Genomic DNA, 16042 nt, shown 5'->3' with positions numbered 1-16042 from the left:
GCCCGGCGAGGGCGTCCGGGTGGCTCAGGCCGGGCCGGCCGCCGCCCGGGCCGCGCGGGCGTGCAGGGCGACGCCCACCGCCACCGTGGCCGCGGTGACCAGGCCCGCCGCCAGGACCCCGGAGTCGCCGGCCGCCGTGCACGCCAGCACCGCGAACGCGGCGATCGGCAGCAGCGTCTGCTCCACCCCGGTCTTGACGTGCCTGGCGTGCAGCAGCCAGACGGTGAACAGGTAGAGCGCGGTCGGCACCGTGACGGTCGCGGTGGCGGCCGTGGCGGAGATGTGCGCCTTGTGCACCGCCGACTCCACCGCCACCTCCAGCCCCGCGCCGATCGCCGCCGCCGCACCGAACACCACGTAGTGGCCGTAACCCCACAGGAACGCCTGGCGGTTGGAGCGCAGGTGGTCGTGGACCGGCCGGGCGAAGTAGATCCACCAGGCCGAGAAGCAGATCAGCAGGCCCCCGACGGCGACCGGCACCAGCCGGCCCAGCCCCTCGTGCTCGTCGACCGCCGACTGCACCGCGACGGTCGCCGCCGCCACCGTCTCGCCCAGCACGATCAGGGTGAACAGGCCGTACCGCTCGGCGATGTGGTGCGGGTGCCAGGGGGTCTGCATCCGGAGCTCGGCGATCACCGGCACCGACAGCTCGGCCAGGATGCCCAGCGGGATCACGTACGGCCGGACGTCGTGCGGCAGCGCCACCACCACCACCCAGGCGATCTGGCAGACGGTGATCCCGGCCGCGTAGCGCAGCGCGACCCCGCGCGCCAGGCCCTCCTCGCTGGCCGCCGCGCGCAGCCACTGGGTGACCATCGCCAGCCGCATCACCACGTACCCGACCACCGAGAGCGTCAGGTCCTGCTCGGCGAACATCCGTGGCACGCCGGCCGCCAGGATCAGCACCCCGGCGATCTGCACCAGCGTGGTGACCCGGTACGGCACGTCGTCGCAGTCGTACGCGGAGGCGAACCAGGTGAAGTTCATCCACGCCCACCAGATCGCGAAGAACGCGAAGACGTACCCGGTGAGGCCGTCGCCGTAGTGGCCGGCGGCCAGGTCGTGGGCGAGCTCCCGGCCGGCCTGGCCGACCGCGACCACGAAGCAGAGGTCGAAGAAGAGCTCAAGCGGGGTGGCGACCCGGTGCGGCTCCTCCCGGCTGCGCGGGACCATCCGGCGCACCGGGTGGTGGTCGGGGTGGTGCGGGCGGGGAACTGCGGCGGATTCGCTGCTCATGGTCGGTCTCCGGGGTCCGGGACGGGCGGGCTGCGCCGTCCCCCGCCGCATCCTGGCAGCGGCCCGGTCCGGGCGCACGCACCGGCGCGGCCCCCGTACGGCGTGCGGGCAGCCCTCCTCCCGCGCCCGGGCGGGACACGCTCGGCCCGCTGCCCGGCCCGCTGCCGCCGGGGCGGCGAACCGCCTACCGGGCCACGCGCCGGACCGCCTACCGGACCACGCGCCGGACCGCACGTCGGCCGCCCGCGCCACCCGATGTGCCGTGCCGTCAGCGAGAGTTGACGGCCGGGTGCGCGAACCGGGTGACAGCCCGGCGGGTTTCCGGGCGCGCCCGCGCCGTACCGCGCGCAGCCCCACCGGCCCCGCTAGATTCATCCCCGGTGTGAAGGCGAGCGGGTCCGGAGCGGACCTCACGACACGGGCGGCCTGCGGGCATCGCGGAAGGTCAAGGCCGGTGGCAGGAGATCGGGGGCGGCAGAGCCGTTCCTCCCGTGTCCGCACCACCGGCCTCGTGATCACCGCGCTGCTCGCCAGCGCCTGCCGTGCCGCCGCGCCGGCCGCACAGCCGTGACCGCCCGGCCAGTCGCGCCCGCCGCGCCCGCCGCACCCGCCGCACCCGCCGACGGGGCTACTTCTCCCAGCCCACCCGGGTGTAGTCGACGCCCGCCAGGCCGAACGCACCGTAGTTGGCCAGCCCCTTGCGGACCGCCACCACGGTCGGCCGCTGGTACAGCTCGACGGTGTGGCCGAGTTCCCAGATCTTCGCGTCCGCCTCGTTGTAGAGCTTGGCCGCCTCCACCGGGTCGACCGTGCCGGCCGCCTTCTTGAGCAGCCCGTCGATCTCGGGCGTGCCGAGCTTGGAGAAGTTGCCGAACACGTTGTCGCCCTGCGGCAGCCGGAAGTTGGTGAGGCTGGTGGAGAGCGGGAACGAGTCCGTGTTGCGCCAGCTGGCGATGTCGAACTTCCCCTGGTTGACGTACTTGGTGAAGAAGTCGTTGGCCGGCACCTTGTCGATCTCCACCTTGACCCCGGCCGCCAGCCACATCGCCTGGGCGGCGGTCGCCAGGTCGACCTGGGCCTGCGGGGTGGACTCGTTGAGCACGAAGTGCAGGGTCAGCGGCCGGCCGTCCTTGGTGCGCGGCTGTCCGCTGCCGGCCTCCTTCCAACCCGCCTCGTCCAGCGCCTTCTTGGCGGCGGGCAGGTCGAACCTGGCCCACTCCCCGGAATTGTCCCGGTAGCCGGCCTGGTTGGGCATGAAGATGTGGTTGCCGAGCGGCTTGAACTCGACCGGCACGCCGTTGTTGGCGATCTTGATGAGCGCCGAGCGGTCCAGCGCCTTGCCGAGCGCCTGGCGCACCTTCCGGTCCTCGAGCGCGCCGCCGCCGCCGAACGAGAGGTGCACCTCGTCCCACGGGCTGGCCGTCCGGATCACCGCGTCCTTGGCTTCCTTGAGCTGCCCGTACGCCGTGGCGGCGCCCGCCGCGGCGACGTCGATCTCGTTGTTGAGGAACGCCTGCGTGGTCGCCGACTGCGACATCACCCGGAAGGTGATCCTGTCCGCCTTGGGCTTCGCACCCCACCAGGCCGGGTCCGGGACCAGCGTGATGGTCTGCGCCGTCTTGTCCGCCGTGCCGATCTTCAGCGCCCCGGCCGTGATCGGGATCCTCTCCACCCAGCCCTTGTTGAAGTCGTCCGCGGTGCTGATCCCGGCGGCCGGGATCAGCGGACGGAACAGGTTCTGCCAGTCCGCGTACGGCTCGGCGAAGGTCACCTTGACCTCGCCCGGGTCGGCGCCCTGCTCTACCGCCGAGATCAGCTCGTAGCCGGAGGAGTCGGCGAGGTTGTAGCCGTCCTTCTTGCCGTTGCTGGCCTCCCAGTCGGCCTTGAAGTCCAGGTAGCTCAGCGGCTTCCCGTCCGACCACTTGGCCTTCGGGTTGAGCTTGTAGGTGATCACCTGCGGGGAGGTGGAGGTGACCTTCGCCTCCAGCAGGTAGTCGGTGACCGGCTTGAAGGTGCCGGTCCCGTCGGTGGTGAACAGCTCCGGCTCCAGCGCCCGCATGATCTCGACCGCGTCGCCGTAGCGGCCGTCCACCTGGAACGGGTTCCACTGGCTGATCCACTGGTACAGCGGGAAGCGCACCTCGCCGCCGTCCTTCAGCTGCTCGGGCGCCTTGGCGTTGATGTCGATCGCGCCCTGTCCCGGGGGTTCGCTCTTGGCGGCGTTGTCGGCGGAGCCGCCGCCCGAGGTGCACGCGGTGGCCGCGAGCGCGACGGCGAGGGCGAGCGCGACGGCTCTGCCGAGGTGGCGGGCGGGCGTGCTGGAAGCGTCCATGAGGGTTCCCCCCGGTGAAGACGACGAGTGTCGGGAGTTGGGCGTCGCAAGGTGTGGCGAGTCTTGATCGTGGGCAGCCAAGTCGGTGCCGGCGGACCGAACGTAACAGCGGATCAGGACGAGTACCAGGGGGAGGAGTTGACATCTGATCCGAACGAAACGGGCCGCAACACGGCCGCAACACCGCGGCCGCGCACCGGTGGAACACTCGTGACCAGCACCTTTCCCGTACCGGCCCGAACCGGGCCGTCACCGACCGAAGGCCACCGACCGATGCCCACCAGACGCGTCGGCCCCGCCCCCGTCCCGGGCGGCCGCTGATGCTCCGCTACCTCGTCAAGCGACTCGGCTACTACGCCGTGCTGCTGGTCGCCGCCGTGTTCCTGGCGTACGCGCTGTCCGCCGCCGCCCTGCAACCGCGCACGTACTTCGAGGCCAAGGTGCCGCGGCCCGCCGCCGCCTCGGTCGAGCGGCAGCTCACCGACCTCAACCTGAACGACCACACCCCGGTCGTCGAACGCTTCGGCCACTGGGCCGGCGGCCTGCTGCTCCACGGCGACCTCGGCCGCACCATCCACGACACCCCGGTGCTGGACGACTTCCGCCGGCGGATCTGGGTCTCGCTGCGGCTGCTGCTGGTCGGCAGCCTGCTCGGGATGGTCCTCGGCGTCGCCGCCGGGGCCTGGAGCGCGGTCCGCCAGTACCGGGTGTCCGACCGGCTGCTGACCGTCCTCTCCTTCCTCCTGCTCTCCACCCCGGTCTTCCTGGTGGCGCTCTTCCTCAAGAACGGCGCCATCGCCGCCAAGGACGTCTCGGGCCACGAGGTCGTCCCGTTCACCGGGTACGAGACCCCCGGCCTGACCGGCGGCCTCGGCGCCCACCTCGCCGACTGGGCGCTGCACCTGCTGCTGCCCACCCTCTCGCTGGCGCTCGGCGGCCTCGCCACCTACAGCCGCTACCAGCGCGGCACGATGCTCGACGTCCTCGGCTCCGACTACCTGCGCACCGCCGAGGCCAAGGGCCTGACCCGCAACCGCGCCCTGCTCAAGCACGGCCTGCGGACGGCGGTCATCCCGATGTCGACGATGTTCGCCTACAGCTTCCTCGGCATCTTCACCGGCGCCGCCTTCACCGAGACGATCTTCGGCTGGCACGGCATGGGCGAGTGGTTCATCCAGTCCATCAACGAACAGGACGTCAACTCCGTCGTCGCGGTCAACCTGTTCGCCGCCGTCGTGGTGCTCGCCTCCGGCTTCCTCGCCGACACCCTGCACGCCGCCCTCGACCCGCGCGTGCGGTCCTGACCGGAGGAGACCAGCTGTGACCACCGTTGTCGCGGAGTCCTCCGCACCCGATCCCGTCCCCGGTCCCACCCCCGGTGCCGCTGCCGCGCCCGGTCCGGGCGGTGCCGCCGCGGCGACCGGCCGGGGCCGGCTCGTCCTCGCCCGGCTGCTCGCCGCCCGCGGGGCGGTGGCCGGGGCCGTGATCGTCCTGCTGCTGTTCGCCCTCGCCTTCGGCGGCCAGTACCTCACGCCCTGGGACTACGCCACCCCCGACTACGGCGCCCTGCGCCAACCCCCCTCCGGCCAGCATTGGTTCGGCACCAACGGGATCGGCCAGGACGTCTTCGCGCAGACCGTCCGCGGACTGCAGAAGTCCCTCGTCATCGGCCTGCTGGTGGCGCTCTTCTCCACCGTGCTGGCCTCGCTGTTCGGCGCCTGCGCCGGCTACTTCGGCGGCTGGACCGACCGGGTGCTGATGTTCGTGGTGGACCTCATGCTGGTCTTCCCCGCCTTCCTGGTGATCACCATCATCTCCCCCCGGCTGAAGGGCGCCGGCTGGCTCGCGTTCGTGCTGCTGCTCGCCCTGTTCAACTGGATGATCACCGCCCGGGTGGTCCGCTCGATGACCATCTCGCTGCGCGAGCGCGAGTTCGTCCGGGCCGCGCAGTTCATGGGCGTCCGGCCGCTGCGGATCATCACCCGGCACGTCCTGCCGAACGTCGCCTCCTTCCTCATCATCGACGCCACCATCGCCGTCGGCGGCGCCGTGATGAGCGAGACCGCGCTCTCCTACTTCGGCTTCGGCGTGAAGGCCCCCGACGTCTCGCTCGGCACCCTGCTCGCCGCCGGCACCTTCGACGCCCCGACCTTCCCGTGGCTGTTCTACTTCGCCGCCGGGCTGCTGGTGCTCTTCGTCCTGGCCGTCAACCTGATCGGCGACGGACTGCGCGACGCCCTCGACCCGACCGCCGAGGCGGCCCGCACCCACCGCCGCCCCCGTACTCCCCGCAGGAAGCGTGGCAGCCAGTGACCACCACCGTCGAAACCCCGCCGGCCGCCACCCCGCTGCTGGCCGTCCGCGACCTGCGGGTCGACTTCGCCGGACCGCGCGGCACGGCCGTCCCCGCCGTCCGCGGCGTCGACCTCACCCTGCGACGCGGCGAGACCCTGGGCATCGTCGGCGAGTCCGGGTCCGGAAAGTCCGTCACCGCGCTCGCCGTACTCGGCCTGCTGCCCGGGACGGCGAGCGTCCGCGGCTCGGTCGAACTGGACGGCCGGGAGCTGGTCGGCCTGCCGGGCCGGGAACTCGCCGCCGTCCGCGGCCGCCGGGTCGCCATGGTCTTCCAGGACCCGCTCTCCGCCTTCACCCCCGTCTACCGGATCGGCGACCAGATCGTCGAGGCGCTCCGGATCCACCAGCGGCTCGACCGACCCGCCGCCCGCAGGCGGGCCGCCGAACTGCTCGACCTGGTCGGCATCCCCGCCCCCGACCGGGCCCTGGACAGCTTCCCGCACGAGTTCTCCGGCGGCATGCGGCAGCGCGCGATGATCGCCATGGCCATCGCCAACGACCCCGACATCCTGCTCGCCGACGAGCCCACCACCGCACTGGACGTCACCATCCAGGCCCAGGTCCTCGACGTGCTGCGGACCGCCCGGCGGGAGACCGGAGCCGCACTCGTCCTGGTCAGCCACGACCTCGGCGTCATCGCCGGGATGGCCGACCGGGTCGCCGTGATGTACGCGGGCCGGGTGGTCGAGACGGCCGGCGTGGACGAGCTGTTCGCCGCGCCGCGGCACCCGTACACGCTCGGGCTGATCGGCGCGGTGCCCCGGCTGGACGCCCGGGGCGGGCCACTGGTCCCGATCCCCGGCACACCCGCGCCGATGGCCGCGCTGCCGGCCGGCTGCCCGTTCGCCGCCCGGTGCCCGCTGGTCGAGGAGCGCTGCCGGACGGCCGAGCCGGAGCTGCTCGGGGCGGGCGGGCCGGAGCCGGAGGGGAAGGACAGGGCGGACGGGACGGGCGGGGCCGACGGGACGGGCGGCCATCGTGCGGCGTGCGTCCGCGCCGGGGAGCTGGCCGAGCGTCGGCCGGCGCCGGCCGATGTGTACCCGGTTCCGGTGGTGCCGGCACCGGAACCGGGTGCGGCCCCGCAGGCCGCCGCCCGGCAGGAGCGCCCGCCGGTCCTCTCCGTCACCGGCCTCACCAAGACGTTCCCGCTGCTCAAGGGCACCGTCTTCAAGCGCCGGACCGGCGAGGTCCACGCGGTGGACGGCGTCGAGCTGGACATCCGGCAGGGCGAGACGCTCGGCCTGGTCGGCGAGTCCGGCTCCGGCAAGTCCACCACGCTGTTCGAACTGCTGCGGCTCGCCGCCCCCGAGTCCGGCCGGATCGAACTGCTCGGGCAGGACACCGCCGCGCTCTCCCGGGCCGACGCGCACCGGCTCCGGGCCGAGCTGCAGATCGTCTTCCAGGACCCGATGGCCAGCCTCGACCCGCGGATGCCGGTCGGCGACATCGTCGCCGAACCACTGCGCGCCCAGCGGGCGGCCAAGGACGAGATCGCCGCCCGGGTGCCCGAACTGCTGCGGCAGGTCGGCCTCGACCCGGCCCACGCCGTCCGCTACCCGCACCAGTTCTCCGGCGGGCAGCGGCAGCGGATCTCGATCGCCCGCGCGCTCGCCGTCCGCCCGAAGCTGCTCGTCCTCGACGAACCGGTCTCCGCCCTGGACGTCTCCATCCAGGCCGGCGTGCTCAACCTGCTCCAGTCGCTCAAGGCGGAGCTCGGCCTCTCCTACCTCTTCGTCTCGCACGACCTCTCGGTGATCCGGCACCTCGCCGACCGGGTCAGCGTCATGTACCTCGGCCGGACCGTCGAGGACGGCGAGGTCACCGCCGTCTTCGACCACCCCCGGCACCCCTACACCCGCGCGCTGCTCTCCGCCGTCCCGCTCCCGGACCCGGCCGCCGAACGCGCCCGCAGCCGCATCCTGCTGCCCGGCGACCCGCCCTCGCCCACCACCCGCCGCACCGGCTGCCCGTTCCGCACCCGCTGCCCCGTCCACCTCCGGCTCGGCGCCGGGGACCGCACCCGCTGCGAGACCGAGGCCCCGCCGCTCACCGGCCCGGCGGCGGGCGCGGCGGCGGATGCGACGGCGGACGTGGGGGCCGACCACCGGGCGGCCTGCCACTTCCCGGAATAGCTGGCCGGCCTCCGGAGCGGCGGTCCGGCCTCCGGAGCGGCGGTCCGGGCTCCGGAACGGCGCGCCCGGCTACGGAACGTGTCCGTCCGGTGGCGATTCGGCGAATCGACCCGACCCCGTGTAATGTTCTGCAGGTCAGCAGGCGCCGCTAGCTCAGTTGGTTAGAGCAGCTGACTCTTAATCAGCGGGTCCGGGGTTCGAGTCCCTGGCGGCGCACATGGCAAGGTCTCAGGCCGTCCACTCCGGTGGGCGGCCTGAGGCGTTTCCGGGACGGCCCGGTGCCGGCACGCGTACGTTCCAGGGGTGTGCGGCCCCGCCGGCCGCCGACCGCTGGAGGTAGCCGTCCGTGACTCCGTCCGTCCGCCGCTCGATTCCCGAGGAGCTGCTGCTCCTCTGCGCCGACCCGGTCCGCGGCCGGCTGCGCATCCCGGCCGGCTCGTTCCACCGGGTGATCGCGGGCGGCGTCGTCGCCGAGCTGGTGCTCACCGGGGCGGTCACCGTCGAGGATCGGCGGATCACCGGGTTCCAGCCGCTGGGCGGCCACGACGAGGTCGCGGCCGGTGTGCTCGCCCGGCTGGAGGCGGCGGGCAAGAGCCGGCACCGACTGGGCCTGGAGCACGTGGTCCGCAGGATCCCGCGCAAGCCCGGGGCGGCCCCCTTCCTCGACCGGCTGACCGCGGCCGGCCTGCTCACCGTCGAACAGCGCCGCTTCCTGGGGTTGCCCTACCGCCTCCACGTGGCGACGCCGCCGGGCATCGGGCAGGAGATCGCCGCCCGGGTGGCCGCCACGCTCGCGCGCGAGGGCGGCGCGGCGGTGGGCGGCGCGGCGGCGGATCCGTCGCCGGTCTCACGGGCCGCCCTGCCACCCGCCGAGCGGGCGGCGGCCGAGCGCGACCGGCAGCTGGCCGGCCTGATCGGTGCGGCACGGCTGCAGCGGCGGCTCTATCCGGGGGCGGCGGGCGCCCCGACCCGGCAGGCCGTCCGGCGGCTGGTCCGGGAGCTGCCGGTCGCCCGGGCGGTCCAGCGGGTCATCGCCTCGGACTCCGCGGGCGACGGCGGCTGACCCCGGGCGTCGGCGGCTCCGCAGGTCTCGGGCGGCGCGGGCCCCGGCGGTTCTCCGCAGGTCGCAGCGGTTCTCCGCAGGTCACAGCGGTCCTCCGCAGGTCGCAGCGGGCCGGCCGGCCTCAGCGGGTGTCGAGGATCGCCGAGGCCACCGCGTCCGGGCGGTCGAACATCACCAGGTGCCCGGCCGGGGCGGTGGTGCGGAAGTCGGCGTCGAGCAGTGCGGCCAGTCCCCGCTGGCGGCCCAGCCAGTCCTCGGTCCGGCGGTTCCGGCAGCCGTCGTCGGCGGCGAGCACCGTCACCGGCAGCCCGTCCGCCAGCGGCGCGATGGCGCGCAGCTCCGCCAGGTCGGCGGCCTGGTCCCGGTAGGCCGCGTTCTCCCGGAGCAGGGCGCGCAGGGCCCGCCCGGTCCGGTAGCAGTGCCGGACCAGCGGCGCCGGGGCGAGGTCCTCGCCCCGGACCGTGACCACCCGCGCCACCAGCCGCCGCACCGCGGGCCCGAGGAGGTACGGCACCGCGACGGCCGTCGCCCCGCCGGCGACCGCCCGGGCCGCCAGGTCGCGGAGCCCCGGCGCCGGCAGTGGGCGCGGGGCCGTCTCGGTGCTGCCGTCCACCAGCACCAGCCCGGCCGTCCGCTCCGGGTGGAGCCGGGCGAAGGCCTCGACGTGGAAGCCCGCCAGCGAATGACCCGCCACCGTGCACGGCTCGGGCAGCCCGAGCGCGTCCAGCACGCCCCGGATCCGCTCGGCCTCGGCGGCCAGCGTCGGACCGGACCGCCCGGCCGGTCCCGGCTGGCTCAGCCCGAAGCCGGGCCGGTCGAAGCGGACCACGGTGCGGTAGGGCGCGAGGAAGGGCACGACCAGGTCCCAGTCGAACCAGCTGCTGCCGAGCCCGCCGGTGAGCAGGCAGGCCGGCCCGCTGCCTTCGGTGCGGACGTGCACGGCCGTGCCGCCGATGCGCACGAACCCGGCCGCCGGGCGCGGGCCGTCCGCTGCGCCGAGCAGCAGGGAGGCGGCGAGGAGCCGAGCGTTCCGGCGGCCGGGGTGGAGGCTGCGCACCTTTCCACCCTAACCGCGGGCCAACTCAGCCCCAACCGGGCGGAAACGGACACCCGGACCGCGCCTTGCACACCCGGTCGACCCCGGCGGTACGAGACACCCCTCCGGACCGTGTATTGTTCTCCAGGTCAGCAGGCGCCGCTAGCTCAGTTGGTTAGAGCAGCTGACTCTTAATCAGCGGGTCCGGGGTTCGAGTCCCTGGCGGCGCACAGACATTGGGGAGCCTCTCGCACCAGCGAGGGGCTCTCCGATTTTTTTGCCCGTCGACGTCCGTTTTGCGTGTGATGTCGGTCTCGCTTGCCGTCGGGATGGAGCCAATCGACCCGTTCGGTGCGTTTTGGGCTGTAAACCGGAAACGGGACAAAGGTCCCCGACCTCCGTTATCCCCCCGCTGTGCAGGCCGGTACGGTCCGCCCGCAGGAAAGGCCGCCGCTTTGTTCCGAAACGCCCAGAGCGGCCGCCGCGTGCCGTCCCCCCGACTCCGCCCGGCGGAGCGCCCGAAGCGCACCGGCTGGCGCCGGCTGGTCCCGACCTGGCGGATGACCCTGCTCGGCCTCGTCACGTCCGTGCTGCTCGGCGTCGGCTTCTTCGCGCTCGGCATCGCCCTGGTGAAGGTGCCGGACGCGCACGCCGCCGCGATCGCGCAGAGCAACACCTGGCTCTACCAGGACGGCTCGGTGATCGCCCGGACCGGCCAGACCAACCGGCAGAACGTCCCGCTGGACAAGGTCTCCCCCGCCGCCCAGCACGCCGCGCTCGCCGCGGAGGACCGCAACTTCTACCACGAGGGCGCCGTCAACGTGCAGGGGCTGGTCCGCGCCGCCGTCAACACCGCCAAGGGCGAGGGCACCCAGGGCGGCTCCACGATCACCCAGCAGTACGTGAAGAACACGTACCTGAGCCAGAAGCAGTCGGTCACCCGCAAGGTGAAGGAACTCTTCATCGCGATCAAGGTGGACGCCACCGAGACCAAGGACGACGTCCTCTCCGGCTACCTCAACACCTCCTACTACGGGCGCGGCGCCTACGGCATCCAGGCCGCGGCCCAGCAGTACTTCGGAGTCGACGCCTCCGCACTCGACCCCGCCCAGGGCGCCTACCTGGCCACCCTGCTGAACGCCCCGAGCGCCTACGACGTCGCCACCGCCACCCCCGCGGGCAAGCAGAACGCGGTGAACCGCTGGAACTACGTCCTCGACGGCATGGTGAAGGAGGGCTGGCTCTCCGCCGAGGAGCGCGCCGCCACCGCCTTCCCCGAGGTCAAGGACCCGCAGGCGCAGCTCGGCCTCTCCGGCCAGGCCGGCTACCTGGTGAACGCGGCGACCGAGTACCTCACCGCGAACCGGGTGATCTCCGAGTCCGAGCTGGCCAAGGGTGGCTACACGGTCAAGCTGAGCGTCGACCCGGCGCGCCAGCAGGCCCTCCAGGACTCGGTCCAGGCGCAGCTGCACGACACCCTCAACCCGGAGAAGCGGAAGAAGGACGCGGCCGCCCAGGCCGGCGCCGTCTCCGTCGACCCGAAGACCGGTGCCGTGGTGGCCCTGTACGGCGGGGCCGACTACACCAAGCACTACATCGACAACGCGACCCGGCGGGACTACCAGGCGGGCTCCACGTTCAAGGCGATCGCGCTGGCGGCCGCGCTGGAGAACGACGCCAAGACCCAGTCCGGCCAGACCGTCACCCCGCGCACCGTCTACGACGGCACCAGCGGCCGCAAGGTCCGCGGCGGGAAGGGCACCCCGTACGCGCCGCCGAACGAGGGCGACAAGAGCTACGGCCCGATCACCCTCCAGCAGGCCACCGACTGGTCGGTGAACTCGGCGTTCGCCCAGCTCGCCCAGGACACCGGGCTGCAGAGGGTCAGGGACACCGGCATCGCGCTCGGGCTGCCCAGCAACACCCCCGGTCTCGAAGCGGTGCCGTCGATCCCGCTCGGCGCCGCCACCCCGAGCGTGCTCGACATGGCCGGCGTGTACGCCACGCTGGACAACGGCGGCAAGCAGATCACTCCGTGGCTGGTGCAGTCGGTGGACCGCGAGGGCGAGGCGGTCCAGCTGCCGGCCCACAAGACCACCCAGGCGATCAGCGAGGAGACCGCCCGCGAGGTGACCGCCATGCTGCAGGGCGTGGTGAGCGACCCCGGCGGCACCGGCTGGCGGGCGAAGGCCCTGGGCCGCCCGGTGGCCGGCAAGACCGGCACGACGGACGACCAGAAGTCGGTCTGGTTCGTCGGGTACACCCCCGAGCTGGTGACCTCGGTCGCCCTGTTCGGCCAGGACCCGGCCACCGGCGCCCAGGTCAGCCTGAGCGGTACGGGCGGGATCGACGGCGCGGCGGGCGGCCAGTACCCGGCGCAGATCTGGACCGGCTACATGAAGGCCGCGCTGAAGGGCCGGCCGGTCGGCGACTTCCCCTCGCCCTCGGGCAAGGACGACTCCTGGTCGGACGCCGGCGCGTCCGACGGGCCGGACGTCTCGTCGACCCCGTCCGGGGCGGCCTCCGCTCCGGCGACGCCGGGGGCCGGCGCGGGCTCCTCGCCGAGCGCCCCGGGCGGGTCGTCGGGCTCGTCCGGGTTTACCGGGCCGGGGTCGCCCGGCGGGGCGGCCGGGCCGCGGCCCGGTGACGGCGGGGCGACCACCGCACCCACCCAGCAGCCGACGTCCCAGCCGACCGGCCGGCCGACCGGCCGGCCCACCCGGACGCCGGCGCCCACCACCGCACCCACCACGGGACCGACCACGGCCCCGACCCCCGCGCCGCAGCCGTCGGGCGGGGCGGCCGCGGCGGGGTCCGGCTCGGTCTCGCTGTTGCCCTGACGTCGTTCTCTACAGCTGTCCTCCCGCCTCCGTGAACCTGCCATTGCGCACAGTTAGAGGCAGGACCAAATGACGGAATGGCGCCTTACAGAACCGATGACATGACTGTCACAATGCGTCGGTGCACAGCTCAAAGCCCCTGCTCGGCCGACCCTCCGGCAGAACCCTCGGTCTCACCCTCGCGCTGGTCTCCGCCGTCGCCTTCGGAGGCTCCGGCACCGCCGCCAAGCCCCTGATCGAGGCCGGCCTCTCCCCCCTGCACGTGGTCTGGCTCCGGGTCACCGGCGCCGCCGTGGTCCTGCTCCCGCTGGCCTACCGCCACCGCGACGCGGTGCTCCGGCGGCCCGGCCTGCTGCTCGGCTTCGGCCTGCTCGCCGTGGCCGGTGTCCAGGCCTGCTACTTCGCGGCCATCTCCCGCATCCCGGTCGGCGTCGCCCTGCTCATCGAGTACCTGGGGCCGCCGCTGCTGCTCGGCTACGTGAAGTTCGTCCAGCGCAAGCCGATCAGCCGGGGCGCGGCCATCGGCGCCGGCGTCGCCGTCGCCGGGCTCGCCTGCGTGGTGGAGGTCTGGAACGGGCTGAGCTTCGACGCCCTGGGCGTCCTGTTCGCCCTCGGGGCGGCCTGCTGCCAGGTCGGCTACTTCGTCCTGGCCGATGCCGGCAGCCGGGGCGACCGCCCGGTCGACCCGCTCGCCATCAGCGCCTACGGCCTGCTGATCGGCGCCGTCGTGCTCACCGCGTTCACCCACCCCTGGACCGCCGACTGGAGCCTGCTCGGCGGGAACGTCGTCATGAACGGGCACTCGCTGCCCGCGGTGATCCCGGCCGCCTGGATGGTCCTGGTCGCGACCGTGCTCGCGTACCTGACCGGCGTGATCGCGGTCAAACACCTGTCACCGGCGGTCGCCGGGGTGGTCGCCAACCTGGAGGCGGTCGTCGCCACCGTCCTGGCCTGGGTCCTGCTCGGCGAGCACCTGGGCGTCCCGCAGACGGCCGGCGGCCTGCTCGTCCTGGCCGGCGCCTTCGCGGCCCAGGCGAGCAAGCCGGCGGGCGCCGCGGAGGCGCGCGCGGTGGACGCGGGCGCGGCTGAGACGGGCGCGGCCGAGGCTGGAGCGGGCGCGGCCGAGGCGGACGCCTCCGCGGCTGACGCGGCCGAGGCGGGTGCGGCCGGGGCCGGCGTGGGGGGACGCGGGCGCGGCTGACGCGGGTGGTCCGGGGGCGCCCCCGCTCCGGGCCGGCGGCGGGCGGGTGCGGCAGGCACGTGCGGCCGCCGGTCAGCGGGCCGGGGCCGGCCGACCGGCTGCCGCGCCCGGGGTCAGTTGCCGACCCAGCCGAACCAGTCGACGTGATTGAGCGGCCACACCACGGCCGACACCGGGCCGACCACGTTGTCCACCGGCACCGCGCCGCCACCCGGGCCGCGCTGGTGGTACCGGGAGTCGGCGGAGTCGCTCCGGTGGTCGCCCTCCACCCAGACGTACCCCTGCGGCACCGTCACCGGGCCGAAGTCCAGCCCGGCGCAGGAGTCGTCCCCCGGGTGGAGGTACGGCTCGGCCACCTTGGCCCCGTTGACCGTGAGCGTGGTGCCCGAGCACTGCACCGTCTGGCCGCCCGTCGCGATGACCCGCTTGACCAGGTAGTTGTCGTCCTTCGGCGGGACCAGGCCGACGAAGCCGAGCCCGGAGCCCAACGCCCGGGTGACCGGGTTGCCGTCGATCGGCTGCGGCGGCAGCCAGCCGCCCGGGTCCTTGAAGACCACCGGCTCGCCGGGCTTCGGCTCCCAGCCGGTGAGCGGCGCGAACTTGTTCACGCCGACGCGGTCGCCGATCCGCAGGGTGTTCTCCATCGACCCGGACGGGATGGTGAACACCTGGAACAGACAGGTCTTGATCAGCAGCGCGACGACCAGCCCGACCGCCGCCATCGCGGGGATCTCGATCCACCACGGCCGGTGACGACGCCCCGGCCGCCGGACCTTCGAGCCCCCGGCCCGCGCGGGCCTGGCCGCCTTCCCCGTCCGCGCCCGCCGGGCCGCGGCACGGCCGCCGCCGGGAGCACCAGGAGCACCGGGGGTGCCGGGAGTGCTGCCCAGGGTCCCCGGAGAGCCGGGGTCGCCGGGGTCGGCGCCCGCAGCCGGGGCCGGACCGGTCCCGGCATCGCCGTGCGTATCGGGCAGGTTCACCGCCATCGTCGCTGCTCCACCTCTCCGGCTGGGGAACCTGCACGGTACGCCAACCGGGAAGCCTCGCGAAATCGGGCATTTACCCCCACCCGACAACAACACCGGGTGCAACGGGGTGGCGGGGCTGCGGTACACCCGCCCGGGTGATCTCCCGGCGGCCCGGCCCGACGGCGGCCCGGGCGGCGGCGGGGAGCGTCAGCCGGCGACGTTCTGCCCGGTCACCGCATCACTGGCGATCTTCTCGTGGTGCCGGATGACCTCGGCGATGATGAAGTTGAGGAACTTCTCCGCGAACACCGGGTCCAGGTGCGCCCCGGCGGCCAGCTCCCGCAGACGGCGGATCTGGTCGCGCTCGCGCGCCGGGTCGGCCGGGGGCAGCTTGTGCTCGGCCTTGAGCCGCCCGACCCGCTGGGTGGCCTTGAAGCGCTCGGCCAGCATGTGGACCACCGCGGCGTCGATGTTGTCGATGCTCTCGCGCAGACTGGTCAGCTCGGCCCGCACGGCATCGTCGATCCCGTCGGGAAGTCCGGCATCGGGGGTCGTGGGGTGATCCGTCATCGGGGCGGCTCCGCGGCTCTCTGGTGGGTGGGCACCCGGCCGTCCGGGGGCCGGGGACCAGGCCCGGGCAAATCTAACAGGGCACCCGGTGCAGATCCTCACCATTTGGCGCCCCCGTCCACGATCCGGACAGTGGACGGACGACCGCCCGGCCGACGGCCCCGTGGGACCGCCTCCGGCCCCCGAGCCTGCGGGAATTCCCGCCGCAATTCCCGCCGCGGCACCCCGTGGCGCTACTTGTGGCCGCCCCCGGGCCTGCCCGTAGGCTGGTGCGCGGCATGACCGGAAGTGACGAATCAGCAGTCCCTC

General features: G+C 73.9%; 11 protein-coding genes and 2 tRNA genes. 8 read left to right on the top strand and 5 right to left on the bottom strand.

Going from position 1 to position 16042, the window contains the following annotated elements; all coding sequences use genetic code 11:
* Positions 1-24: 24 nt before the first annotated feature.
* Together ABZ885_RS03770 and ABZ885_RS03765 are read right to left on the bottom strand one after the other, a co-directional pair.
* Positions 25-1236 carry a low temperature requirement protein A gene (locus ABZ885_RS03770; RefSeq protein ID WP_360183000.1) on the bottom strand — a complete coding sequence of 404 codons (1212 nt, stop codon included), beginning with the start codon at positions 1234-1236 and terminating at the stop codon, positions 25-27.
* Between the two features lie 628 nt (positions 1237-1864).
* Positions 1865-3568 carry an ABC transporter family substrate-binding protein gene (locus ABZ885_RS03765; protein ID WP_360182998.1) on the bottom strand — a complete coding sequence of 568 codons (1704 nt, stop codon included), beginning with the start codon at positions 3566-3568 and terminating at the stop codon, positions 1865-1867.
* A gap of 320 nt (positions 3569-3888) precedes the next feature.
* Here ABZ885_RS03765 and ABZ885_RS03760 point away from each other — a divergent pair, with 320 nt between their 5' ends.
* From ABZ885_RS03760 to ABZ885_RS03740, 5 genes are all read left to right on the top strand, one after another.
* Complete coding sequence (locus ABZ885_RS03760; RefSeq protein WP_360182996.1) at positions 3889-4872, top strand: ABC transporter permease; 984 nt, start codon at positions 3889-3891, stop codon at positions 4870-4872.
* 16 nt (positions 4873-4888) lie between these two features.
* The gene (locus tag ABZ885_RS03755) at positions 4889-5881 is read left to right on the top strand and encodes an ABC transporter permease (RefSeq protein ID WP_360182994.1); all 993 of its coding nucleotides are present in this window, start codon (positions 4889-4891) and stop codon (positions 5879-5881) included.
* On the top strand, positions 5878-8055 hold the full coding sequence (locus tag ABZ885_RS03750; RefSeq protein WP_360182992.1) for an ABC transporter ATP-binding protein: 2178 nt from the start codon (positions 5878-5880) through the stop codon (positions 8053-8055). Before ABZ885_RS03755 ends, ABZ885_RS03750 begins: the two co-directional genes overlap by 4 nt.
* 142 nt (positions 8056-8197) lie before the next feature.
* A tRNA-Lys gene (locus ABZ885_RS03745) sits at positions 8198-8271 on the top strand.
* Positions 8272-8401: 130 nt separating this feature from the next.
* Positions 8402-9118 carry a GPP34 family phosphoprotein gene (locus ABZ885_RS03740; RefSeq protein WP_360182990.1) on the top strand — a complete coding sequence of 239 codons (717 nt, stop codon included), beginning with the start codon at positions 8402-8404 and terminating at the stop codon, positions 9116-9118.
* A 121-nt stretch (positions 9119-9239) separates the two neighbouring features.
* Here the strand turns inward: ABZ885_RS03740 and ABZ885_RS03735 are convergent, their stop codons facing one another.
* Positions 9240-10121, bottom strand: coding sequence for an alpha/beta hydrolase (locus ABZ885_RS03735; protein ID WP_360183028.1), 882 nt, complete (start codon positions 10119-10121; stop codon positions 9240-9242).
* 189 nt (positions 10122-10310) lie between these two features.
* Between ABZ885_RS03735 and ABZ885_RS03730 the strand changes: the two genes are divergently transcribed.
* From ABZ885_RS03730 to ABZ885_RS03720, 3 genes are all read left to right on the top strand, one after another.
* Positions 10311-10384 (top strand) — tRNA-Lys (locus ABZ885_RS03730).
* 255 nt (positions 10385-10639) lie between these two features.
* The gene (locus tag ABZ885_RS03725; protein ID WP_360182988.1) at positions 10640-12994 is read left to right on the top strand and encodes a transglycosylase domain-containing protein; all 2355 of its coding nucleotides are present in this window, start codon (positions 10640-10642) and stop codon (positions 12992-12994) included.
* A 121-nt stretch (positions 12995-13115) separates the two neighbouring features.
* Positions 13116-14195: an EamA family transporter gene (locus tag ABZ885_RS03720; RefSeq protein WP_360182986.1), complete on the top strand. Its 1080-nt coding sequence runs from the start codon at positions 13116-13118 to the stop codon at positions 14193-14195.
* Between the two features lie 113 nt (positions 14196-14308).
* Here the strand turns inward: ABZ885_RS03720 and lepB are convergent, their stop codons facing one another.
* Together lepB and ABZ885_RS03710 are read right to left on the bottom strand one after the other, a co-directional pair.
* The gene (lepB, locus tag ABZ885_RS03715; protein ID WP_360182984.1) at positions 14309-15181 is read right to left on the bottom strand and encodes a signal peptidase I; all 873 of its coding nucleotides are present in this window, start codon (positions 15179-15181) and stop codon (positions 14309-14311) included.
* A gap of 189 nt (positions 15182-15370) precedes the next feature.
* Positions 15371-15733 carry a chorismate mutase gene (locus ABZ885_RS03710; protein ID WP_360182982.1) on the bottom strand — a complete coding sequence of 121 codons (363 nt, stop codon included), beginning with the start codon at positions 15731-15733 and terminating at the stop codon, positions 15371-15373.
* Between the last annotated feature and the right edge of the window lie 309 nt (positions 15734-16042).

This window comes from Kitasatospora sp. NPDC047058 (genome assembly GCF_040643935.1).
Lineage (GTDB): Bacteria > Actinomycetota > Actinomycetes > Streptomycetales > Streptomycetaceae > Kitasatospora.
This window is presented reverse-complemented; position numbering and strand designations above follow the sequence as displayed.

What these genes read in the sequence shown, in the direction of transcription:
- ABZ885_RS03765 (WP_360182998.1), bottom strand. Translation starts at nt 3,568, where the DNA reads ATGGACGCTTCCAGCACGCCCGCCCGCCACCTCGGCAGAGCCGTCGCG.
- ABZ885_RS03760 (WP_360182996.1), top strand. Translation starts at nt 3,889, where the DNA reads ATGCTCCGCTACCTCGTCAAGCGACTCGGCTACTACGCCGTGCTGCTG.
- ABZ885_RS03710 (WP_360182982.1), bottom strand. Translation starts at nt 15,733, where the DNA reads ATGACGGATCACCCCACGACCCCCGATGCCGGACTTCCCGACGGGATC.
- lepB (WP_360182984.1), bottom strand. Translation starts at nt 15,181, where the DNA reads ATGGCGGTGAACCTGCCCGATACGCACGGCGATGCCGGGACCGGTCCG.
- ABZ885_RS03770 (WP_360183000.1), bottom strand. Translation starts at nt 1,236, where the DNA reads ATGAGCAGCGAATCCGCCGCAGTTCCCCGCCCGCACCACCCCGACCAC.